Raw genomic sequence first — 21,852 nt, 5'->3', positions numbered from 1 at the left:
GAAACAAGAGAATGACTATCACCAACGCTCCCTGTCAGAAACAGCTATGTATCGTTACAAGCAACTGATTAGCCCGAAATTGAGCCTGCGGGACTACAACGGCCAAGTCGGCGAGGCACTGGCTGGTGTGAAAGTGATGAACAAAGTCATAGGACTGGGTATGCCTATTCGCCAGAGGGTCAATTAATACCAGGAACCCTTTTAGGAAAAGGCATTCCTAAGATTGATTTAGGCAACAACGCCCCTTCTCATTGAAAAGAACCTAAACCATTTTACAGTGACTTCATTGCGTAATGAGCTGCTAGCTTGCAACAATATTTTCTGGGATCCTTTTGAGGCGAGAGTGCTCGTTTACAAGCAGATTTGTGGTTTAGTTAAGAAGAATTTGTTAGTTAGAGATGCTAATCCAAGTCCTATCAAAGCAATTTACAGTAAATCACTGAATTTTAAACATACTAATTTTATAAAGAAAACTCGGGTCGTTCAGACAAGTTCGATGGAGTTAAAGCTAAACAAAATCAATAGGTACAATCAATTTAGGTTTGATATGCAAACTCTCCAAAATGAGTATGAAACTGAGTCTATAGTGGTCGAATCTGAGCTTGAAGAATATCAGCGCTTAATGAAGCAATATCCTCAAAAAACAAACTCCATTTTAGAATTTGTTAATGAAGGAAATATGCGTATGTTATTGTTAAAAGGTAAGTTAGCTGCATTAAAAAGAATTCAAGAAATGTGATATGAATAACTTCGTAAATTTTCAAAACCAAATGGAGATTTTATGACTAAGTTGAACGCAGTTAAAGGTGGGTCTTTCGCCGCTCTAAAAGCTGAAGCTTTTAAAAATGATGAAGTGTTAGGAGCTTACTTAGCAGAACAACGCAAAGAGGAATTGTCAGCTGCATTCATAGGTATGAGGAAACACGCTGGTTTAAGTCGTGCACAGATTGCGGAAAAAATGGGATTATCACTTAGTAGCGTATTGAGAATAGAGAAGTATCCAGAACGGGTAAGTTTTGAACGGTTAGACACTTATGCTATTGTTTGTGGGTTTAGCTTGAAAATCTCTATTTGATGTTATTTATCATGTAAATAGTGCTAAGTTAGTTACAGGGCGAAGCTAGTCGAGGCTGTTCATAATTCAGGTTCTGTTTTTAATTTTTTTAATGAAAATCTAAGAATGTGTGAATTTATTAAAAAATTACCAAAAAACAATATTTTAAATATTTTTGCAAATAAAACTTGTAACATTGACCGTGAAGGGCAGTTACTCGTGGATGAAGTGATTGCCTATTTTGGCGTGACGGGGGACAAGCTACATCAAACCCAGCGTTTACTGATCAGTGACTTAAACCCACAAGCTGTAAAACGGGCTCTAACGCAGCTACGCAGTAATCGCGAGTTTATTCCTTTATCCACATCGGCCTTAGCCCGCAGTCGAGCCGATTGGCTCTATGGCATGAATATGACGCGTGCGTACACCATCCAAGGTAAAAAGGTCGGTTATCAAGGCGTGTTATCCGTCGGCCGAGTACAAACGCCATTGCTTGGGCTAGTGGTGCGCCGTGATGAAGAGATTGCTCACTTTCAATCTAAACCTTTTTATGAAGTACTGGCGCATTTGGCGACCGAGAAGCAAGAAACCTTCAGCGCCAAGTGGCAACCTAGCGAAGCTTGTCAGCCCTATATGGATGAAGAAGGACGAGTGTTAGCGAGAGGGTTAGCGCAAAATGTGGTGAGTCGCATCAGTGATAAATCCGCCTTAGTCACTCAATTAGTGGCTAAGGACAAGAAACAGAATCCACCATTGCCCTACAGCTTATCCGCGTTGCAAATTGATGCGGCGAAACGGTTTGGTATGAGTGCTAAGGATGTGCTCGATACCTGCCAAAGTTTGTATGAACGTCATAAACTCATTACTTACCCACGCTCCGACAGTCGTTATTTACCCGTTGAGCAACATAATCTTGCGCCTTCGGTACTTAAGGCGATAAGTGACGGTGCTACTGAGTTATTGCAAGGTGCTGATGTACCCGATCCCCGTCTTAAATCTAAAGCATGGGATGATAAAAAAGTGGACGCCCATCACGCAATCGTCCCCACTGAGAAGACGGCTAACTTATCTAGCTTGAGTCAGCGTGAGAGGCAGTTATATCTTCATGTTGCTCGCCAGTACTTAGCACAGTTTTATCCGGCTTATTGTTACAGTGAAACCACAGTGCAAGTGACAATCGAGGGTGGCTTATTTAATACCAAGGCGCGTCAGGATAAATCCCTCGGCTGGAAGCAACTCTTTGCCCGCCAAGAGCCAAATGGCAGTAAGGCGAGTGGCAACAAGTCGACGGAAGAAAGCACAGGTAAGGACGATGAGGAGAATGACGATTTTATCGGCCAATTACCGCCTTTGAAATTGGGACAGGCTTTGCATTGTACTCGAGGCGAATTGTTGGAGAAAAATACTCAACCACCAAAGGCCTTTACCGATGCCACTTTACTCGGTGCTATGACGGGTATTAGCCGTTATGTGACCGATCCTGAGATCCGTAAAATTCTTAAAGAAACCGACGGATTAGGTACAGAGGCTACCCGTGCAGGTATTATCGAATTGCTGTTCAAACGCGGTTTTTTACAACGCTTAGGTAAATCTATTGTCTCGACAGACGTGGGGAAAGGATTGATTAACAGCTTGCCCGCGAGTGCGACTACGCCGGATATGACAGCGCTTTGGGAAGCGAGCCTGAACGGCATTTGCCATAAAGAAACCTCTTATCAAGCCTTTATGCAGCCACTGCTCGGCACCTTATCCACGCTTATCCAGAATGCAGGCGCACAACTGCCAACCGCGCTTAATGGTTTACAAGGCCAAGGTTATCGTAAAACGGCAAGTAATAAATCTGGTTATCGTAAGTCGTACTCTAAAAAATCAAGTTCAGCGAAAGGTATAGGTACAACAAAAAACGATGGTTCCAACAAATATGCTTCCCAAAAGACTAGTTCCAAAAGTTCGGTAACTCGATCAACCAGTCGTTCAGCTTCTAATAGCCGTAAATCTACAACAGCAGTGTAATGACACACTTGTTGCATATATGTCGTTATTGTCTCTTGATGTAATAACGACATTTAATTTATCTAACGGTATTTAACAACCGATAATCACGATATTTCGAGATTGCCTGATCCGTATCTAAAAAACACCTTGATTTTCAGCTTTTCCTCCCGGTGGCATATAACCTGCTTACTATTGATTGGGGAAAATAATATATCAAATAAATCATGTGATTATATATGGTTTCGCTGAATTTAAAGGTAGATGAAATGAAAAAGACATTGCTCGCTTTGATGATCCCAAGCTTATTGTTAATGGGACCTGCTCAAGCCGTTGAGTTGTATAATGACCAAACTAACAGCGTTAACATGATAGGTTGGTTAGGGTTTGCTGCGTTAAATGATGGTCATGAAACTTCTGTTATAGATAATTTTTCTCGTGTTGGTTTTCGTTTTGACCGTCAAGAGAAAAATGGCTGGAGCTCCTTTGCCCATACGGAATGGGGTATCAATATGGTGACCAGTGATGACGGCCTTATATACACGCAAGGCCAAGGTGGCGGTCAGTTATCTGCATCTAAAAATTCAGATTTTTTATTCAATCGATTGGGTTATGTAGGGATGTCCCATGAGAAATGGGGAAAGATCAGTTTTGGTAAGCAATGGGGGGCTTACTATGATGTTGCTTACACAACCGATGTGCTCAATGCTTTTACGGGGTGGTCAGTGGGGGCCTATACCTTCGGTGACGGTGGTTTAACAGGGGCAGGACGTGCCGATGCTGCGCTGCAATATCGTAATACTTTTGGTAATCTACATGTCGCAGTGCAGTATGCCTCTAAACAAAATAGCGATGTTGCCTTGTATGATGGCAGTGGTGCTCCCTTGAAAGATGGTTCCGAATTGAGTTTCGAACCTAGCTACGGTGCAAGTGTAACTTACAACTTTACTGATAAATTTAAAGTGCTAGCGGGATTTAATCGTGGTGATTTTACCGGAAATCTTGCAGGCCAAGAGGTTGATAACACTAATCAAATTATTGGTATTGGCGCCCAATACGGTAGTTTCTATCAATATGCTCCAGGTCGTGATGCTGACGGTTTATACGTAGGTTTTAACGCCCATAAGAGTGAGCAAAACGAATTAGTGGGTGGAGATTTATATGATTCAACTGGAGCAGAGTTTATTGTTGCTTATCAGTATGATAATGGTTTCGTTCCAACAGTATTACTGACATATCAAGATCTTGATACCGATGTAGATACTGCGATCCAAGGAAAATGGACACGCCAATTTGCAGTGTTAGGTCTGCATTATCGCTATAGCCGCGACACAATTATGTACGTTGAGGCCAAAATAGATTTCAGCAGTATGGATGATAAAGCCTATGAAGATCTACAAGATAACAACTATGCGGTGGGAATCCGTTATTTCTTCTAGATCCTATGGTTATCATTAATTTTTCAAAGGTCACTTATGTGACCTTTGTTATTTATGCACTTTGTTAACCGATGCTTTCTATTTTTGTTATAGAGCACTCGTTAGCCTTGAAAGATTATACAATCCCCAGTTTCTTCATTTTGCTGCGCAGGGTATTGGCATTGATGTCCAATAACTCAGCCGCACCTCCTGGACCATAGAGTTTTCCACCTGTAATCCGCAGTGCATGACTAATATATTTTCTGGTCATAACATCAAGGGGCACAAGTTTATTGCTCGCATAGTTTGGATCTATGATAACGGTTTGATTTGCTTGGGTCGTAATTTCCTCACCCTGATGTGGAGCAAGGAAGCCAAAATCTAACGGTCCTGAAGGTTGTTGTATTATCGCCCGTTCGAGCACGTTAATGAGTTCTCGGACATTTCCTGGCCAAGCGTATTGATTCAGAATATTCAATTGTTCCGGTGTAACTCTTGGTAATTGAGGCAGGTTGAACTTTGAACTCAGTTGCTCGATAAAATGCTGTACGAGTAAAGGAATGTCTGTACGTCTTTGTCTTAATGAAGGGATTTCAATAGGGAATATAGCTAAGCGATACCAAAGATCCTCCCGAAACACTTCTCTGTGTATCATAGCTTGTAAATTTCTATGGGTGGCAGCCACTATACGAATATCAAGCTGTACAGCATCATGCCCACCTACACGGGTAATACTGCTATTTTGAAGTACACGGAGTAATCGAACCTGTGCGGATAGTGGTAGCTCACCAATTTCATCGAGGAAGATAGTGCCGCCATTGGCTTGTTCGAAGTAGCCAATTTTACGGGACTCAGCCCCAGTAAATGCCCCTTTTTCATAACCAAAGAGTTCGGAGTCAATCAAAGTATCTGGAATGGCGCCGCAGTTGACCTTGATAAAGGGCTTATCTGAACGTTCAGAAAGTTCGTGAATAGCATTGGCTATCACTTCTTTTCCACACCCCGTTTCACCCAGCATTAGGACGGTCGTATTAATCTTGGCAATAGATTGCACTTGCTGCATGACGTGTTTCAAGCCTGAATTGGCTCCCACTACGCCATTCTGGACATCCAGTGTTCTGCGAAGACTCACATTCTGCTTTGAGAGTGCTTCATTTTCTTTAAGTAAATTACGTCCGCGTAGATTTAGTGCAGTGATCAAGGCTAATGCATGCATATGCGGAGCAATTAAATCAGCATGACGAGGGCGAAAAACGCCTGTCGTTTTGGCATAAAATCCGACTATCCCAAGGTGGGTATTTTCGATAGACATTCTCAAAATGATCAGCGAACGAATACCACTGATCACCTTAGGCGCAACTAAAGCAGTGATTGGGTCGTGCTCAATATCATTAACAATTCTCACGCGTGGGCGTTGAGGATCATCTAAGCACTTAGCCAGTTCTTCAGGGATAGATATTTGCCTATCTAAGGTACATGATTGATTAGCATTGACATGAGCAATAAATTGTATGTCATTAAATTGTTTGCGAAAAATATTAATAAATAGCCCATCAATAGGCAGTTCATCCCGAATAAACTCGAAGTAACTTTGCAGGGACTTTTCGAGTTGTAGGCTACTGCATAATCTCAGTGTCGATTCGTGATAAAAGTGTTTTTCCATTGATATTTCATGTTAATCATTAAGTATCGTGATTGTAGATCTTTATATTTCGTGATTCCGTGCCTCCAATCAAAGTTCCCCACTTAATTACCTCTTTTTAGGTGCTTGGCACAGCGCATGCACTTCCATGCTGACAAGTTCCAGCCATTATTGAAGGAAGTAAGCATGAGTAAAACTCAAGATATTGATACGGGCCGTCGGCAGTTGCTAAAAGGTGGGGCTGTGATGGCTGCGGGCTTTGGGGCTGCAATAGCCTTACCTGCAACAGCAAGTTGCGATGCTGTTCCTGAAGCATTCGACGAGATTGTAGATGTGCTGGTCGTTGGCAGCGGCTTTGCTGGGATGTCTGCGGCATTACAAGCTAGAGAGGCTGGTGTGAGCGTTATAGTTGTGGACAAGATGCCAGTCTTTGGTGGTAATTCAACTATCAATGGCGGTGCCATGGCTGTGGCGGGTTCTGAGTTGCAGAAACAAGCAGGCATTAAGGATTCTGTCGATGAAATGGTCGCCGATATGATGCGAGCAGGTCGGGGCATGAACGATGTTGAGATGTTAAAACTGGTGTGTAATGGCACGGCTGAATCCTGTCAGTGGTTGATTGAACATGGGGTTAAGTGGAAACCTTTTGTGCAGCATTTTGGTGGACACTCAATACAACGAGTCTTGCAAACCGTTGAAAGTTCAGGGGCAGGTATTATCAGACCGCTGATTAACGCCGCGAGAGATAAAGGCGTGGTGATGAGAAATCAGACCAAGCTCGAAAGCTTTGTGAAAGATCTCGATAGTCGCGTGATTGGGGTCGAAGTTCGTGAAGGTTTTTATTTCCCTAATGAGCGAACCGGTAAAATACGTCGCATAGGCGCGCGCCGTGGTGTTGTTATGGCAACGGGGGGCTTTGGTCGCGATATTGAATATCGCATGATGCAACTACCTGAGTTAAATAACGACTTAGATTCCACCAATCATGCTGGTGCAACTTCAGAAGCCCTAAAGCAAATGATGCTCTTAGGTGCTAACCCTATTCATTTAGACCAAATTCAACTCGGCCCATGGGCATCTCCCGATGAAAAAGGCTTTGGTACTGCATCCCAGTTCAACACGATTGCGACCTATCCCCACGGTATTGTGGTGGATGTGCGCACTGGTGAACGTTTTTTCAATGAACTTGCAGATCGTAAAGCGAGAGCTGACGCTATCATGACTCGCCGTGATGAACATGGTCAGCCTGTTTATCCTATTGGTTTCACTAATGCAGAAGGGGCTAGTAAGGCGCAAACCTTAGATTGGGGACTGAAATATAAGGTGATTAGTAAAGCAGAAACCTTAGACGAACTTGCTGCTATTTATAGTATGCCAGCCAAAGCACTAAAAGCTCAAGTCGCCCGTTGGAACGAAGCGGTAAAAAATGGTGTTGATAAAGAATTCGCACGTCCTCTGCAAGAAGCCATTGTGCTAGATAAAGGGCCTTGGTATGCCGTTCGTATGTGGCCAAAAGTTCACTATTGCATGGGCGGCGTTAAAGTGAATACCCGATCAGAAGTACTGCATTTAGTCACCAACCAAGCCATTCCAGGGCTGTATGCCGCAGGTGAGGCAACCGGAGGAATTCACGGTGCTAGCCGTTTAGGCGCATGTGCTGTCGCAGAGGGCGTTGTTACTGGTCGCAACGCGGGCCGAAATTGTGCCGCGGCAAAGGCGGCGGTGCTTAAGCAAGCATAATTAGATTTTATTAAAAATTACAATGTATTGGAGAATGGTAATGAATAAATCAGTGTTGATGGCATCGCTTACTTTAAGCTTACTCTCTGGGAGTGCTTTAGCGATGGAGCACGTTGTCCTCGATGGTAAACATTTAACGCAAGAACAAGCATGGGCAATCGCCGATGGCGCTAAAGTCAAGATTGCATCTCAAGCGAAAACCCAACTCGTTAAAGCTAATAGTTTGTTAATGGAAGCGGCTCGTTTAGGTAAGCCTGTTTATGGTCTTACTGTGGGCGTTGGTTTGAACAAAGATCACAAGTTATTTGATGCCAATGGCAAGTTAAGTGATGAAGTGCTTGAGGCATCACGTAACTTTAACTACAGCACTTTTCGAGCTCATAGTGCTGGCGTCGGTGACGCTGCACCGATTCGGTTAACTCGATTAGCCTTGGCGGTACGCTTAAATACTATGCTCGCGGGACAAACAGGGGTGCAACCTGTTGTGGCTGAACTCTATGAGGCATACCTTAACAAAGGGTTAACGCCAGTCATCCCCGCCCACGGTACTGTAGGTGAAGCGGATATTTTGCTCTCATCCCATGTCGGGTTAGCTATGGTGGGTGAGTGGGAAGTATTCTACAAAGGACAACGTGTTAGCAGTAAAGATGCTATGGCGGATGCCGGAATTACACCACTTGTGCCTATGGGTAAAGATGCGCTATCAATTCTGTCTAACAATTCGTTTTCAGTTGCTTATGCGATGCAAGGTTACCGTGAGGCCAAGCAATTACTCTCTATCTCGCCAACGCTATTTGGTTTAAGCCTTGAGGGATTAAATGGTAACGTGGCGCCATTTTTACCACAAACCAATGATATTCGTCCTTTCCCTTATATTAAAGCCAGCACAAGTGACATTCTAAAACAGTTAGATGGCAGTTATTTATGGCAGCTTAATGATGAACGTCCTTTGCAGGACCCTCTCAGTTACCGAACGACAGCATACACGTTAGCCAGTGCTGAACAAGCGTTAGCAGAATTGAATGATGTGGTAAATATTCAAATAAATCATTCGGATGATAACCCTGCAGTTATTGTTGGCGCATCGAATGAGTATGCGAAGTTTCCACAGGTTGCTAAGTATATCGTCGAAGGGCAAGGTGGTGTGTTTCCAACCACGAACTTTGAACCTTTGCCTGTTGCATTGGCAGTACAAAACTTGAGTGTCGCTCTGACACATGTATCCCATAACAGTGTTATGCGCACCATCCATTTATCTGATGACCATTTTACTAACTTACCCCGTTTTTTAAGTGCTCCAGGTAATAATGGTCATGCTTTTGGCGCGATTCAAAAAGTGTTTGTAGATATGCAAGTTCGTAATAAACAGTTGGCGACCCCAGTGTCATTTGATGGGATCTCAATTGCGGGGGGAATTGAAGATACTTTCACTAACCTCAAGCTTGCTGCGGACAATTTGATCCAGATTGTTGACAACACACGTGTGATCTACGGTTTAGAGTTGCTGCATTCAAGTCAAGCGATTGATTTACGTAAGTTGGCCACTCCAGATCTTCATTTAGGTAAAGCGACCGAAGCCATGTACAAGGCTTACCGAGAAAAAGTGCCATTTGTTGCTCAAGATCGCCCATTCACGCCTGATATCCAAACTTCAACTGAATTTATCGCAAATTATTAATATGTTATGCGGGGCAATATGCCCCGCTATAGGAAGAGTCTGATGTTAAAACCCTTATATACACTTTTACTTGGTTGCATGTTCATGCTGCCAATAACAACAAATGCGATGAATATTAAGGATTATCATAAGGATGTGATGACAAGTGAAAATGGTCAGGTCGACTGTACTGCCTGTCATGGTGATGTAAAGCGTAAGACCATACCTGATGCCGCAGTGTGCGCTAACTGCCATGGTTCTCCTCAGGATGTGGCTAAACTGACTAAGCGACCTGAAGACGCGGGGCATTCGGTCGAGCCCAATCCCCATGACAGTTTACATTACGGTTCTGATTTACCATGTACCTACTGTCATCAAGAACATAAAGAAAGCAAAGTTTATTGTAATCAATGTCATGAATTTACTTATCCTAAAATGAAGCGATAGTTTTAAGATTTTGTCACTTTGCTTTGTCGTCTATTTTATTGGGCAATGCACTCGCCGAAGGTGAGTGCATTTTTTGCAAAAAAAAGAGTAAACCAAAACGGTTTACTCATACGGAAATGGGTCGTTAAAGCTTGCCAAAATCACTCAATTGATGAGGAGCAGGCATATAATCTCAGCATTAACTTAATTAGCCCTTAAAGCTCATATTTATCTTAGGGTGTCGCCTCGGTTTAAGCTGATGAGCTTATCCAGTATGCGTTCTCCATCCATGCGGATGCCGTTATGTTCATATTCTGATGTTAACCAATACTTTAGCCTGCCAACTTGTTTTGTGGTTTCTAAACTGTATTGCATCTCTACAAACATATCTTCACTGTAAATGGCCGCTGCAACAGGGACTCGGTTTTGTGCCAGTTGCTCTAGATTGTAAAGTGTTGGCCAATCTGATTTATGGGCAAGGATTTCTGCCGCGGCTTTAAGCGGCACTAAGTGACTAAATTGGTCAAACATCCATGGGTATATCATCTCACCTGTGAATAAAAACGGTTTACCTTGTTGATAGTTAAAGGCGGGGAATTGCTGTCTAACCCTGTGTGCCGACCATTGTGAAGCCGAGTGTTGACAGTAGATGGCTTCATGCAACAGGGCAAAAATCGGGTTAGTGTTGTAATCGAGCATTTGACCGAAATGATTTAAAAATAACGGGTTAACGACTGTCCCTGAAGCCGTGTTGATCAAGGCTTGTTCAAGCAAATAATAAACCGATTCAGGTCCTTGCTCCATTCCAATATTAATACCCAGCAGTTGCAACATTTCAACCGTGAGGCGTTCACCCGTTGCCAAATACACTTCATTTTCAAGCAAATGTTTTGCTAAGCGAGTGACGAGATGTTGAGCATCGTGGAAGCGTTGGAAAAATTGTTTATTCTTCGCCAGTACGCGTTGATAAGTCGCAAGATAGACGTCGTCGCTGCTACGGGTTAATGATGGTATGCCACCCGTGATATAGGCTTCGCTGACGCCTTGAGGGGCGGCGCTTAAATAATGTAACACGCAAAATCCCCCGAAACTTTGGCCGAGAATTGCCCACTTATCGGCGGGACAAAGCTGGGCACGAATCGTTTCGGTATCACGAATGATATTGTCAGCCCTGAAATGGCTTAGGTAATCCGCTTGAGCTGCGGGATCTAAGTGTTGCAAGCTTTGGTAATTAATCGGTGTTGATAAGCCTGTACCACGTTGATCGAGTAATAACACTCGATATTCTTTTAATGCGCGGCGGATCCAGCCGCTGTTGCTGGCGGGACGCATGGCCGCAAATCCAGGGCCGCCTTGAAAAAATACGATATAAGGTAGTTTTTTATCTTTGTTTTCTGGGCTACAGAGTTCTCTGGCAAACACTTGGATTTGCTCTGCAATTGGATTTTGATAGTTGAGGGGCAAGGTAAAAGTGTGTTTCTTCGCCAGCACTCCGGCGAGAATAATATCGGGTTTCATCAAACAACCTTAATGGCAGAGGATCATGTTATTGTGATTGGCAGATTGTATACCCAAATAAGCTGAAGATGCAGTAACCTAGGCTACCTGAAACGCGTATCTTCAGCTAACTTGGGTATAGACAAAATAGTTTATGTCGTAAGCTAGGATTATTTGATTAGCTTTTGGTGAAGATCAATTTTTTGGATACAAATTTGAGCCATGATGAGTTTCTTAGCGTAATCTATCGCTTATGGATAACACGAGATTGAAGCTATGAAGTATCAGATTATTCCAGTGACACCTTTTCAGCAAAATTGCAGCTTGATCTGGTGTGAAAAAACCAAGCGTGCTGCAGTTGTGGATCCCGGCGGGAATATTGACAGGATCCAAAACGAAGTAGCGAAACTTGGACTCGTCCTCGAAAAAATCCTCCTTACCCATGGGCATATCGATCATGTCGGTGGTGCTAAAGCCTTAGCGAAAGCCGCCAATGTGCCGATTATTGGCCCGCATATTGCCGATAAATTCTGGATTGATAACTTACCTAAGCAAAGCCAAAATTTTGGTTTTCCCCATTGCAATGCCTTTGAACCGGATCAATATCTACAGGATGGCGATATTGTTAAAGTGGGCGAGCAAAGTTTATCTGTGCTGCATTGCCCTGGGCATACGCCGGGACACATTGCACTTTTCTCTGCCCAATCTAAGTTGGCGTGGGTGGGGGATATTTTGTTTCGAAGTTCTATCGGTCGCACCGATTTCCCCCAATCAAATCATCAGGATTTAATTCACTCGATCACCGAAAAACTGTGGCCCTTAGGTGCCGAGGTTGAATTCATTCCTGGGCATGGTCCTATGTCGACTTTTGGCGAAGAGCGCGAGCATAACCCCTTTGTCGCGGACCAACTTTTACTGTAATTGAGACGCCATTCAGCATTGCTTGATTTGTGAGCGATAATCACTCGCAAATCAAATGATTATTTCAGCTAATAAACCAACCTTTTTTATGTTTTCTGTTTTTCCTTCTAGACTTAAAGCAGTTCTTCCGTCTACTGGGGTAAGTATGAAAACAAAAACAATGATGAGCGTGGTCTTTTCGACCATAGTCGCGAGTGCCGTGATTTCTGCGGTATTGAGCTTCAATGTTAAGTCTAAAATCGATCTCTTTAATGATGCGGCTAGCGTCCGATATCAGTCCTATCAAGTCGCCGATGAGTTAAGACAAAGTTCCGATGACCTAACGCGTCTCGCTCGAACTTACGCTGTTACGGGTGATGAAAAATACGAAAAAATGTATATGGATATTTTGGCTATCCGTAATGGTGAAAAGTCTAGACCTGAAAAATATCACCAGATTTACTGGGATTTGGTGCTGAGCTATGGCGATAAGCCAAAACCCGACGGTGCTAGCATTGCGATAAACACGCAAATGAAGTCCCTCGGTTTTTCTGATGAAGAATTCCGTTACCTTGAACAAGCTCAGCAAAACTCAGATGCGTTAGTTGCCCTCGAAGTGAAAGCCATGAATGCCGTTAAAGGTATTTTTATGGATCCCAACACCCAAACTTACACGATCAAAGGTGAGCCTAACTTAACTATGGCGAGGGAGTTATTACATAGCGACCAATACCACAGAGAAAAAGCTAAGATCATGCAGCCGATTGATGAGTTTTTTACAGCATTGAATAAACGTACTGATGGTGATGTGAATAACCGACTCGACTCCCTGCATGCGGCATTAAACTGGTCCCAACTGGTGTTATTTATCGTGATTTTAGCCGCCGTTGGCGGATTTATTATCGTTAAGAGCAGGATTGTGACTCCCTTAGTGCAGACTTGTGTTGAATTGCTCGATATTCAGCGTTCTAAAAATCTTGCGCGGCGGATCTCTGTTACGACTCAGGGGGAAATTGGCGAAATCGTTAATCAAATCAACTTGTTTATCTCTTCCCTTGCCAGTTCATTATCGACGACGGATGGCATTGCAAAAGAGGTGGCTGATTTAGCTAAGCAAACTAAAGCATCAATTCAAATTTCGCGTGAAAGCTCAAATCGGGTGGCGAGAGAACTGGATGCCAGCGCCAGTGCGATGGAAGAAATGACCACGACCTTAGTGCATGTGAGTGAGAGCACTTCGAATGCTGAAAGCCGCGCCGCCGAAAATGAAACGCATGTCACTGTAGGTAAACAGACAGTATCGGAAGCGCTGAAAGCCATGTCGGTATTAGAAACTGAGTTTAGGAATACTCAAGACTCTATGTCACATCTAGTGAACGAAAGTACCCAAGTCAGCAATGTGTTGAGTGTGATTAAGGCGATTGCTGAGCAAACGAATTTGCTGGCACTGAATGCCGCGATCGAAGCCGCGCGGGCCGGTGAGCAAGGACGAGGCTTCGCAGTGGTAGCTGATGAGGTTCGATCATTAGCCCAGCGCACTCAAGATTCCACCAAGGAAATCGATGATATTGTCGCAAGCCTTCAAAGCCGTACGAATCAAGTGGGTACATCAGTGACTCAAGCGGCGACGCTAATGCAAAAGGCGGGGGTAGAACTGCAACGTATCGTGGCAGTATTTGAGGATATTCGCCATAGTACGGAAGCGATTCATGGGATCAATACTCAGGTTGCCGCTTCAACCGAAGAACAATCCTTAGTTTCTAAAGAAATCGCTTCGAGCATGATGGTGATCCGCGATAATTCCCGTGAAGTATCACAGATTATCGAACAGATTGAATCGACATCCATTAGTCTAGACAACCAATCACAGATACTGCGCACTAAGGCGGGCGAATACCAGTTTTAGATAAATGTGGTTGATTTGCGAACAAACGCCACTCAGACATGGACGTCAATTCTTCCTCTTTAACTTCCCCTGAACATATTTTATGCTTCAACACTTTTTGAAATCTATTACTCCTTTCAATACGCACACGCCTTTGCTAACTTGGTTGTCCATATGTTTAATGCGAGCGTTTGACGAAGCGGTTTTATTTGCTGATAAAACTTGCGTCAAGTTTTGATGACAAATAGACGTCGATAGCTGCGTTATTAACTGTGATAGTTTCTATAGCGATAAGCGCATTAAATTTTTTAAATCTCCCTAACCCAATGGAGTCCTTGCGGATGGATCACCAAATCGAAGATTTACTAGAGCATTGGCTACCACTGGCGGATGACGCTTGGGTACTTGCGGTGATCACCCAAATTCAAGGTTCGGCTTATCGTAAACCCGGTGCCATGATGTTGTTCCATGAGTTTGGTCAAGGTGTGGGTATGTTAAGTGGCGGCTGTTTAGAAGCCGATTTACGTCGCCATGCTCAAAATGCCATGCAGACTAAGCAAGTCATGTGTGTCACCTATGATGCAAGCGATGAGTCCGATGCCAGCTATCGACTCGGTTGTGGTGGCATAGTAGATATCATGTTGATCCCTCTGCTAAAAGAGAATCATGATCTTGGCTTAGTTGAGCTAGTGCAGGCATTTCGCCACGGTCGGTCGGGTTTTTACCAATTACCTTTAGTCAAAGCGGGGACGGATGCGCGCCAGTATCACGCTGCGTTTTATTCTGAGGAGTTGATGCCGTTCCCCGCCAGCGATTTTGTTCGCACGGGCGTCTTCACCCAAGACGCGGGAGAATCATTGATTATTCCCTTGAGACCAAGATTCCATCTTGGGATCTTTGGCGGTGGTATCGATGCTAAGCCCATTGCCGCCATGGCCCACACTTTAGGTTGGCAAGTGACTGTTTTCGATGGTCGTACCGCCTATGCTAGAGCTGCGGATTTCCCCCATGCCCATATAGTGAAACTGACCGCGGGGGAATTAACCGCGAATCATATCGCTCAATTGGATTGCGCCGTGGTGATGAACCATAACTTGGGCTTAGATGCTGCGGCATTAAAGGTCATTCAAGCGCATCCGCTAGCCTATATCGCCTTGCTTGGTCCTGCCCATCGACGGGATAAAGTGCTTGGAATGGCAGGGCTCAGTGCTGAATCTTTTACTGGGGTATTTTCTGCTCCCGCGGGGCTTGCCCTTGGCGGCGAGTTACCGAGCGCAGTGGCGTTAAGTATTTTGGCCCAGTGCCACGGGGTGCTCCATGGTGCGACTTTAAAACATCTCGATGAGATAATGCGTTGATGACGTTGCCGCCAGTACAAAAGCCCACTGCGCTAACGTCGACACTGCCCGGTTCGAGACAGCCCAGTTCGGCAGTGCCAAAGTCGGCAGCGCAGGCGCCATGCTCATCCAAGCGGCTGTTGAACGTGGTACTTGCGGCGGGTGAAAGTAAGCGCTTTGAGGGAGTTAAGTTAGCGCAGCTTATACCATCACTTAGCGCTACAGAAACTCGCGAGCAAGCCATCATTTGCACCCATGTTGAGCTTTTACAACAGCTTTATTGCCAAGATTTAGATTTGGAGCGCCAAGACACACATTCGCCCCAGCATACGCCTTTGTTAGTCATACTCGGTGCTCACCAGCACATACTGCAACCATTATTAGTCGAGCTTCATTCCCGCCAACCCTTTGATATTTTAGTTAATCCACAGTGGCAGACAGGCTTGGCATCCTCGGTGAGTTTGGCGGCAAGCTATGCCAAGGAGCAGGGCTTTGATGCCATGCTGCTGACATTGGCAGACCAAGTGGCCTTGAGTGCAGACGATTATCGACAACTGATTTTGACATGGTATGAAACCGGTAAAGACGTTGCCGCCCATTATTTGGATGATTTAGGCGTACCTGCTATTTTTAATGCCTCTACATTACCGCAGTTCACTCACTTGAGTGGTGACCGCGGGGCGAAATCGATTCTAAAACAACAAGCACAGCGGGGAGCGTTAGTCGCTATAACACTACCCCGCGCCGCAATTGATATTGATACCCAAGCCGATCTTGCGTCGTGGTTGGCACTTAAGGAGTGAGTTATGGCAGAAGTATTATCAACCACTGCAGTTATCAAGGAAGCCAGTACCGCCGCTTCCACCCAAACACTTTTCATCAACGGTAAATCATTTACCTTAGATGCCGATCCTAAAATGCCAATCCTGTGGGCGTTACGGGATATTTTAGGGCTCACGGGCACTAAATATGGTTGTGGAGCAGGGTTATGCGGTGCTTGCACTGTGCATTTAGACGGCCAACCCGTACGCGCCTGTTTAACCAGTTTGGGGCAGGCACAGGGAAAACGTCTGACAACAATTGAAGGGCTAGATAATCAAAAGCTTAAAAATGCTTGGGCCGAACATAACGTGCCCCAGTGCGGCTATTGTCAGGCGGGCCAATTGATGTCGGCTGCGGCGTTAGTGGCGCAGCATCCTAAACCTTCTGCAGAACAAATCAACTCGGCCATGTCGGGTAATCTCTGCCGCTGCGGCACATATCCGCGGATTAAAGCAGCACTGCAAAACTATGCCAAACAGGAGGGTTAATATGAGTACTTTTACTGCCGTAGAAAATTTAAGCCGCCGCGATGTGTTAAAACTGTTTGGCGCAGTGGGTGGCGGATTAGCATTAGGGGCGAGTGGATTAACTTGGAGCCCTATGGCGCTGGCGCAGGATAAAGAAGCGCGGCTGAATCTGTTTATTGCCATTGGTGAAGACGATAAAGTGTACCTCACTTGCCATCGCTCCGAGATGGGACAAGGGATCAGAACCGGTATTCTGCAAGTCTTAGCCGAAGAGTTAGAAGCGGATTGGGATAAAATCGTCCCCATTCAAGGCTTAGCCGATAAACGTTATGCCAGCCAAAACACTGACGGTAGCCGCAGTATTCGCGAAAATTACGACCGTATGCGTCAGATGGGGGCGATGGCAAGAACCATGCTAGAGCAAGCCGCCGCTGCGCGCTGGAAAGTCCCCGTGAGCGAGGTGCATACCGCCGACCATAAAGTGTTGCATGCTAAATCTGGCCGTTCGGCCAAGTTCGGCGAGTTAGCATTAGCCGCATCAGAGCAGTCCGTACCTGCAGTTGAGTCATTAACCTTTAAAGACGTTAAAGATTTCAAGCAGATTGGCGCATCACGCCAAATCGTTGATATGGATGCCATGTTCAGCGGCAGCGCGATTTATGGTTACGATATCAAACTCGAGGGTATGCTCTACGCCAGCATCATGCGTCCGCCCGTGCTTGGGAGCGATGTGGCAAGCTTGGATGATACCGCAGCGCGCAAAGTGGCCGGTGTCGTGGATGTGTATCGTTTGCCCGCCGCTAAGGGCGCACCCGCGTTTCAGGCTTTGGGCGGTGTTGCTGTTATCGCCACAAACACGTGGAGTGCCCTCGAAGGCCGCAAAGCCTTAAAAGTCACTTGGACTCAGGCCGACAACAGTCAGCATGATTCAAGTCTTTATTTGAAGTCACTGGTCGAGCGGGTACAGCAAAGCGGTAATGTCGTGCGTCAAGTTGGTGATGAGATCAAAAACTGGCCCGAGGCGAATACGTTAAAGGCGGTTTATACCGTGCCTTATTTAATTCATTCTTCTATCGAGCCGCCCGTTGCTACTGCCCATGTGACTGAAAAGGGCTGTGAAATCTGGGCATCGACCCAAACGCCGCAAAGTACCCAGCAAAATGTGGCCGCAGCGCTGGGTATGGAAGAAGATGCGATTAAAGTGTATGTCACCCTATTGGGTGGTGGTTTTGGGCGTAAATCTAAACCTGATTTTAGCGTTGAAGCCGCGCTGTTATCGAAGCAATTCAAGCGTCCAATTAAGGTGAGTTGGAGCCGCGAAGATGAAATTCAAAACGGTTATTACCATGCTATCAGCGCCCAGTCCTATCAGGCACTGTTTGATGCCAGCAACAAACCGACCGCGCTTTTAGCCCGTACGGGATTCCCATCGATCAGTTCAACCTTTGCTGAAGGGGTGGAATATCCCTCTGGCGGTGAGTTGGATTTAGGCTTTGTGGATGTGCCCTTTGCTTTGCCGAATTTAAGATACGAAGCGGTTAAAGCGCAGGCGCATAGCCGTATTGGTTGGATGCGCTCTGTGTGTAATATTCAGCACGGTTTTAGTGTCGGCAGTTTTGTCGATGAAATGGCTCATCGTTCTCAGGTTTCTTGCCCTGCAATGTGGCGTAGCCTATTAGGTGAAGCAAGGCGTGAGACCTTTACCGACCAACAGTTTAAATATGGCAACTATGGCGAAGATCTTGATCGTCATCCCGTGGACGTCAGTCGCTATTTTGGGGTAATCGACGCGGTCGAAAAAGCCCAAGCTAAGGCGCCCAAGGCGGGTAAAAATCAGGGCTGGGGTTTTGCTGTACACCGCAGTTTTGTGAGTTACGTCGCTGTGGCTATGTTGGTGGAAGTGAGTGAGGATAAACAGCTTAAAGTGCTTAATGCCATCGCAGCCATAGATGCGGGCACGATAGTTAACCCTGATAGGGTAAAAGCACAGACAGAAGGTGCGATTGTATTTGGCCTGAGTTTAGCCTTGATGGGTGAAATCACTTACAAAGAGGGTAAAGTGCAGCAATCGAATTTCCACGATTATCCTTTGCTGCGACTTCCCCAAACCCCTGATATGGAGATCATCATTATTGCATCCGATGCGCCGCCCGCAGGCGTGGGTGAGCCGGGTGTGCCGCCCGTTGCCCCGAGTTTAACCAATGCGATTTTTGCGGCGACGGGGCAGAGGATCCGCGATCTTCCCGTGAATAAACTATTGCGAGTGTAGGGCACTGCAGAAGGGTTAACTGAAAGCTGTTTGAACAAAAAAGCGCCTAATAAGCGCTTTTTTCGTTTTTTTACCACAAAAAATTTGCTTGTTAGCGATTTTACGGGCATTAATGCCGAAAATTAGCAATAGATCAGGTTTTTGTTACCAAAATAGAGGTAATTTAACCAATATGTTTACCCAAGCTACCTCAAAATACACATTTTAGAGCGCCCAAGGGTATTAAACTTCCGTGAATAGAATTACTAAAGGGGTCATCCATGGAAAATCGTTGGCAAGTCGCTATTTCTGCCGGCCTATTGGCGGCTATTTGGTGTGGCGTCGCAGATGCTTTTCATCTGGTCACTTGGATCGGCTTTTTAGGTTGTAGCACTTTTTTTGCTCAACCTAAGGCTGGCTTTCAGGGCGTGATGATAGCGTGGTGCACAAACCTGTCCGGTGTATTTTGGGCTTGGCTCATTATCTCGGGTAGCAGCTTTTTTATTTCGCCCGTATTTGGGTATATTTTTACCGGCATAGCCACTTCGGCCATGTGTTTACAGGCAAGTTATCAAAAGCTTAGCTTTATTCCTGGCGCCTTTATTGGCTGCTGCATTACCTTTGCTATGGCGGGTGATGTGGCCAATGTCGTGCCGTCGTTGATCATTGGTGGCTTATTAGGTTTTAGCATGAGCTTGTTAACAGGGCAGTTGGTTACTCTGACACAAAAGTGGTCTGCCGCCACACGTAACCAAGTTGCTAGCGCTGATTAGCATAATACCTACTCAGATCTTATGACTGACATAGTTGTCGTGACAATCTGAGCTATACTGCTGATTTAGTGCCAAATAGCATTTTGTTCTTAGGAATTATCAAGATGAAACAAATCCAGTTTCGTACCATTGATGCCATATTGATCAAGTTCAGTCTCAACGGAAAGTTTTGGGTAGTGTGTTCTATGGTGGCGCTGATCACGGCCGCCGTGGCGCTTGTCAACTATCAACATGCGCACCGTAACCTTGAGCAGGCCTCTATCGCTCGGGTTCAAGCTAGCGTCGATACCTTAGCGCAAGTTGCAATGGCGCAAAAGCTAGAAGCTGACGCCTTATCTCAATTTGCCAGTCAATACGGGTTAACTGTAACTTCCAGGCAAAGTGACGCGCAGCGTCAAGGGGATAAAGTGACGGCCAGCGCCAGTGTGTCAGGTCAAGCCTTACAACTGACACAGAATGTCCATGAGTGGGAAGCCGATGCGCGTAGCGATGCTAACTTTATGTTCTGGTTAGCATTAGTGGGCTTGTTGCCTTTATTCCAACTGAGTTACTGGATTTCGACTTCACTCGGTGGTGGATTATGGGACATGTACTTAGCCATCAAACGCTTAGCCGATGGTGATTTGAGCTTTAGATTAAACTTCTTTGGTACTGACGATTTCAGTTTGATTGCCCGCGAAATCGATCGCTGCGCCGACAATATGAGTGAAATGGTGTCAGCCATTGGCAAAAATGCACAGACCTTATCATTGGCATCCGATGAATTTAATCAACAGGCGGCCACCAGTGATAAACTGATTGGGTTCCAACATCAATTCCTCGATTCCGTTGCCGTGGCGATGGCGCAAATGACCTCAGCGATTGAAGAAGTCTCTGTTAATGCGAGTAATACTTCGTTGCAAACCAAGGAAAATTCAAGCCAAATGTTGGCCAGTCGTGGGCGTATTAGCCATACAGTGGAAAGCATTGGTTTACTCTCAACTAAGATTGGCGCGGCGTTTTCATCGGTGGAACAATTGTCTAAGGATGCGGCGAGTATTGATGCCGTGGTCACAACCATTAACAGTATTTCCCAGCAAACCAATTTATTAGCCTTAAATGCGGCCATTGAAGCGGCCCGTGCCGGTGAGCAAGGTCGTGGCTTTGCTGTGGTAGCCGATGAAGTGCGTACCTTAGCGGGTCGAACTCAACAGGCCACGGTAGAAATTCAGGCCATGATTGAAGGCTTACAATCTGGCACGACTCGTTTATCGAGCATTACCATGGAAATAGTCGATCAGGCCGATGAAGGTCGCAGTGCGATTATCGCCGTCGGTGATGATGTTCAAGGCATGGCGCAATCGGTCAATGCGGTATTTGATATGAGCAGCCAAATTGCCGCCTCGGCGGAAGAGCAGAGTGTCGCCGCTCGCGACATTGCCGGACAATTGAATGAAATCCGCCATCAGTCGGAAACTATCAAACAAACAGCCCAGCGCAGTGTGACCTTAGCTAATGATCTGCACCATGCCTCGGTCGAGTTAGATGGCATTTTAAAGCAGTATCATACTAGCTAATGTTCACTTTCAAGGTGAGTCGTCGGCATGGGGTGTTGAGCAATAACGCCCGATACTGAGTCTCATGTTAAGTAGTAACGTATCATCCGACAATGGCGGAAATCTTAGATTTCCGCCATTTTAATTTGGAAGTACCCAAAGAACTATTTAGTTATATTGCCCCATTCCGTTCTATCAGCGTGACATTATCTAAATTGACGGTCATAGATTTCAGGTGAGAAAGTTATGTCTGAAAATGTCCTTTTTGCGGAGGGTATTTCACTGTGGTTGAAATGGTTGGCGGTGGAAATCTGTGTTTTGCAAAAATAGAATTTTAGGAAATTAATTGTTTCTATGTGAATGATTATGTTAACCTTTATTGGCAATATCTAAGAGGGATATCAAGCAATTTTAAATTGTTTGTTGATGATAAACGTTCACCAGAGTATCACTTGTTCG

16 protein-coding genes and 2 pseudogenes are annotated in these 21,852 nt (G+C 45.2%); 16 read left to right on the top strand and 2 right to left on the bottom strand.

The genetic code is table 11. The features are described from left to right. From L5M18_RS09300 to L5M18_RS09280, 5 genes and pseudogenes are all read left to right on the top strand, one after another. Nucleotides 1-187 (top strand): annotated as a pseudogene (locus L5M18_RS09300) (IS5/IS1182 family transposase); the annotation flags it as partial. Between the two features lie 99 nt (nucleotides 188-286). After that, a complete protein-coding gene (locus L5M18_RS09295) occupies nucleotides 287-739 on the top strand; it encodes a hypothetical protein (protein WP_263196674.1) in 453 nt (150 codons plus the stop codon). 42 nt (nucleotides 740-781) lie between these two features. Further along, entirely contained in the window at nucleotides 782-1,075 is a 294-nt protein-coding gene (locus L5M18_RS09290) for a helix-turn-helix domain-containing protein (protein ID WP_263196673.1), read from the top strand. Between the two features lie 177 nt (nucleotides 1,076-1,252). After that, nucleotides 1,253-3,067: pseudogene (locus L5M18_RS09285) on the top strand (DNA topoisomerase III); the annotation flags it as partial. Between the two features lie 248 nt (nucleotides 3,068-3,315). Further along, a complete protein-coding gene (locus L5M18_RS09280; RefSeq protein ID WP_261272888.1) occupies nucleotides 3,316-4,485 on the top strand; it encodes a porin in 1,170 nt (389 codons plus the stop codon). A 115-nt stretch (nucleotides 4,486-4,600) separates the two neighbouring features. On the opposite strand, the gene L5M18_RS09275 is transcribed toward L5M18_RS09280, so the two are convergent. Beyond that, nucleotides 4,601-6,127 (bottom strand): sigma-54 interaction domain-containing protein, encoded by a 1,527-nt coding sequence (locus tag L5M18_RS09275; RefSeq protein ID WP_263196671.1) that lies wholly within the window; start codon nucleotides 6,125-6,127, stop codon nucleotides 4,601-4,603. A 165-nt stretch (nucleotides 6,128-6,292) separates the two neighbouring features. On the opposite strand from L5M18_RS09275, the gene L5M18_RS09270 reads away from it, so the two are divergent. From L5M18_RS09270 to L5M18_RS09260, 3 genes are read left to right on the top strand one after another with little or no spacing between them, the layout of a single operon-like run. Then, nucleotides 6,293-7,846 carry a flavocytochrome c gene (locus L5M18_RS09270; RefSeq protein ID WP_263196669.1) on the top strand — a complete coding sequence of 518 codons (1,554 nt, stop codon included), beginning with the start codon at nucleotides 6,293-6,295 and terminating at the stop codon, nucleotides 7,844-7,846. 40 nt (nucleotides 7,847-7,886) lie between these two features. Continuing rightward, nucleotides 7,887-9,524, top strand: coding sequence for a histidine ammonia-lyase (hutH, locus tag L5M18_RS09265; RefSeq protein ID WP_263196667.1), 1,638 nt, complete (start codon nucleotides 7,887-7,889; stop codon nucleotides 9,522-9,524). Between the two features lie 42 nt (nucleotides 9,525-9,566). Beyond that, on the top strand, nucleotides 9,567-9,950 hold the full coding sequence (locus L5M18_RS09260) for a cytochrome c3 family protein (protein WP_173244080.1): 384 nt from the start codon (nucleotides 9,567-9,569) through the stop codon (nucleotides 9,948-9,950). Nucleotides 9,951-10,157: 207 nt separating this feature from the next. Here L5M18_RS09260 and L5M18_RS09255 read toward each other — a convergent pair whose 3' ends face one another. Further along, nucleotides 10,158-11,447, bottom strand: a complete 1,290-nt coding sequence (locus L5M18_RS09255; RefSeq protein ID WP_263196665.1) for an alpha/beta hydrolase — start codon at nucleotides 11,445-11,447, stop codon at nucleotides 10,158-10,160. A 255-nt stretch (nucleotides 11,448-11,702) separates the two neighbouring features. Here L5M18_RS09255 and L5M18_RS09250 point away from each other — a divergent pair, with 255 nt between their 5' ends. The 8 genes from L5M18_RS09250 to L5M18_RS09215 all read left to right on the top strand — a co-directional run bounded on the left by L5M18_RS09250 (nucleotide 11,703) and on the right by L5M18_RS09215 (nucleotide 21,414). Then, nucleotides 11,703-12,347, top strand: coding sequence for an MBL fold metallo-hydrolase (locus L5M18_RS09250; RefSeq protein ID WP_263196663.1), 645 nt, complete (start codon nucleotides 11,703-11,705; stop codon nucleotides 12,345-12,347). Between the two features lie 145 nt (nucleotides 12,348-12,492). Continuing rightward, nucleotides 12,493-14,232, top strand: coding sequence for a methyl-accepting chemotaxis protein (locus L5M18_RS09245; RefSeq protein WP_263196662.1), 1,740 nt, complete (start codon nucleotides 12,493-12,495; stop codon nucleotides 14,230-14,232). 320 nt (nucleotides 14,233-14,552) lie between these two features. Next, nucleotides 14,553-15,569: an XdhC family protein gene (locus L5M18_RS09240; RefSeq protein ID WP_263196660.1), complete on the top strand. Its 1,017-nt coding sequence runs from the start codon at nucleotides 14,553-14,555 to the stop codon at nucleotides 15,567-15,569. After that, nucleotides 15,569-16,351: a nucleotidyltransferase family protein gene (locus L5M18_RS09235; RefSeq protein WP_263196676.1), complete on the top strand. Its 783-nt coding sequence runs from the start codon at nucleotides 15,569-15,571 to the stop codon at nucleotides 16,349-16,351. The genes L5M18_RS09240 and L5M18_RS09235 overlap by 1 nt, the downstream gene beginning before the upstream one ends. A 3-nt stretch (nucleotides 16,352-16,354) precedes the next feature. Next, nucleotides 16,355-16,858 (top strand): (2Fe-2S)-binding protein, encoded by a 504-nt coding sequence (locus L5M18_RS09230; protein WP_263196659.1) that lies wholly within the window; start codon nucleotides 16,355-16,357, stop codon nucleotides 16,856-16,858. A 1-nt stretch (nucleotide 16,859) separates the two neighbouring features. Continuing rightward, nucleotides 16,860-19,106, top strand: a complete 2,247-nt coding sequence (locus L5M18_RS09225; RefSeq protein WP_263196657.1) for a xanthine dehydrogenase family protein molybdopterin-binding subunit — start codon at nucleotides 16,860-16,862, stop codon at nucleotides 19,104-19,106. Nucleotides 19,107-19,366: 260 nt separating this feature from the next. Continuing rightward, a complete protein-coding gene (locus L5M18_RS09220; protein WP_263196655.1) occupies nucleotides 19,367-19,858 on the top strand; it encodes a DUF1097 domain-containing protein in 492 nt (163 codons plus the stop codon). Nucleotides 19,859-19,962: 104 nt separating this feature from the next. After that, nucleotides 19,963-21,414 (top strand): methyl-accepting chemotaxis protein, encoded by a 1,452-nt coding sequence (locus tag L5M18_RS09215; protein ID WP_263196654.1) that lies wholly within the window; start codon nucleotides 19,963-19,965, stop codon nucleotides 21,412-21,414. Nucleotides 21,415-21,852 lie beyond the last annotated feature (438 nt).

It is taken from the genome of Shewanella sp. SM20 (assembly GCF_025654545.1).
In the GTDB taxonomy this organism is placed as follows: domain Bacteria; phylum Pseudomonadota; class Gammaproteobacteria; order Enterobacterales; family Shewanellaceae; genus Shewanella; species Shewanella oncorhynchi.
Note: the sequence above shows the minus strand (reverse complement) of the source record. Positions and strands in the feature narration are given on the sequence as shown.

What these genes read in the sequence shown, in the direction of transcription:
- L5M18_RS09260 (WP_173244080.1), top strand. Translation starts at nt 9,567, where the DNA reads ATGTTAAAACCCTTATATACACTTTTACTTGGTTGCATGTTCATGCTG.
- L5M18_RS09275 (WP_263196671.1), bottom strand. Translation starts at nt 6,127, where the DNA reads ATGGAAAAACACTTTTATCACGAATCGACACTGAGATTATGCAGTAGC.
- L5M18_RS09220 (WP_263196655.1), top strand. Translation starts at nt 19,367, where the DNA reads ATGGAAAATCGTTGGCAAGTCGCTATTTCTGCCGGCCTATTGGCGGCT.
- L5M18_RS09240 (WP_263196660.1), top strand. Translation starts at nt 14,553, where the DNA reads ATGGATCACCAAATCGAAGATTTACTAGAGCATTGGCTACCACTGGCG.
- L5M18_RS09270 (WP_263196669.1), top strand. Translation starts at nt 6,293, where the DNA reads ATGAGTAAAACTCAAGATATTGATACGGGCCGTCGGCAGTTGCTAAAA.
- L5M18_RS09230 (WP_263196659.1), top strand. Translation starts at nt 16,355, where the DNA reads ATGGCAGAAGTATTATCAACCACTGCAGTTATCAAGGAAGCCAGTACC.
- L5M18_RS09225 (WP_263196657.1), top strand. Translation starts at nt 16,860, where the DNA reads ATGAGTACTTTTACTGCCGTAGAAAATTTAAGCCGCCGCGATGTGTTA.
- L5M18_RS09255 (WP_263196665.1), bottom strand. Translation starts at nt 11,447, where the DNA reads ATGAAACCCGATATTATTCTCGCCGGAGTGCTGGCGAAGAAACACACT.
- hutH (WP_263196667.1), top strand. Translation starts at nt 7,887, where the DNA reads ATGAATAAATCAGTGTTGATGGCATCGCTTACTTTAAGCTTACTCTCT.
- L5M18_RS09245 (WP_263196662.1), top strand. Translation starts at nt 12,493, where the DNA reads ATGAAAACAAAAACAATGATGAGCGTGGTCTTTTCGACCATAGTCGCG.
- L5M18_RS09280 (WP_261272888.1), top strand. Translation starts at nt 3,316, where the DNA reads ATGAAAAAGACATTGCTCGCTTTGATGATCCCAAGCTTATTGTTAATG.
- L5M18_RS09215 (WP_263196654.1), top strand. Translation starts at nt 19,963, where the DNA reads ATGAAACAAATCCAGTTTCGTACCATTGATGCCATATTGATCAAGTTC.
- L5M18_RS09250 (WP_263196663.1), top strand. Translation starts at nt 11,703, where the DNA reads ATGAAGTATCAGATTATTCCAGTGACACCTTTTCAGCAAAATTGCAGC.
- L5M18_RS09235 (WP_263196676.1), top strand. Translation starts at nt 15,569, where the DNA reads ATGACGTTGCCGCCAGTACAAAAGCCCACTGCGCTAACGTCGACACTG.
- L5M18_RS09290 (WP_263196673.1), top strand. Translation starts at nt 782, where the DNA reads ATGACTAAGTTGAACGCAGTTAAAGGTGGGTCTTTCGCCGCTCTAAAA.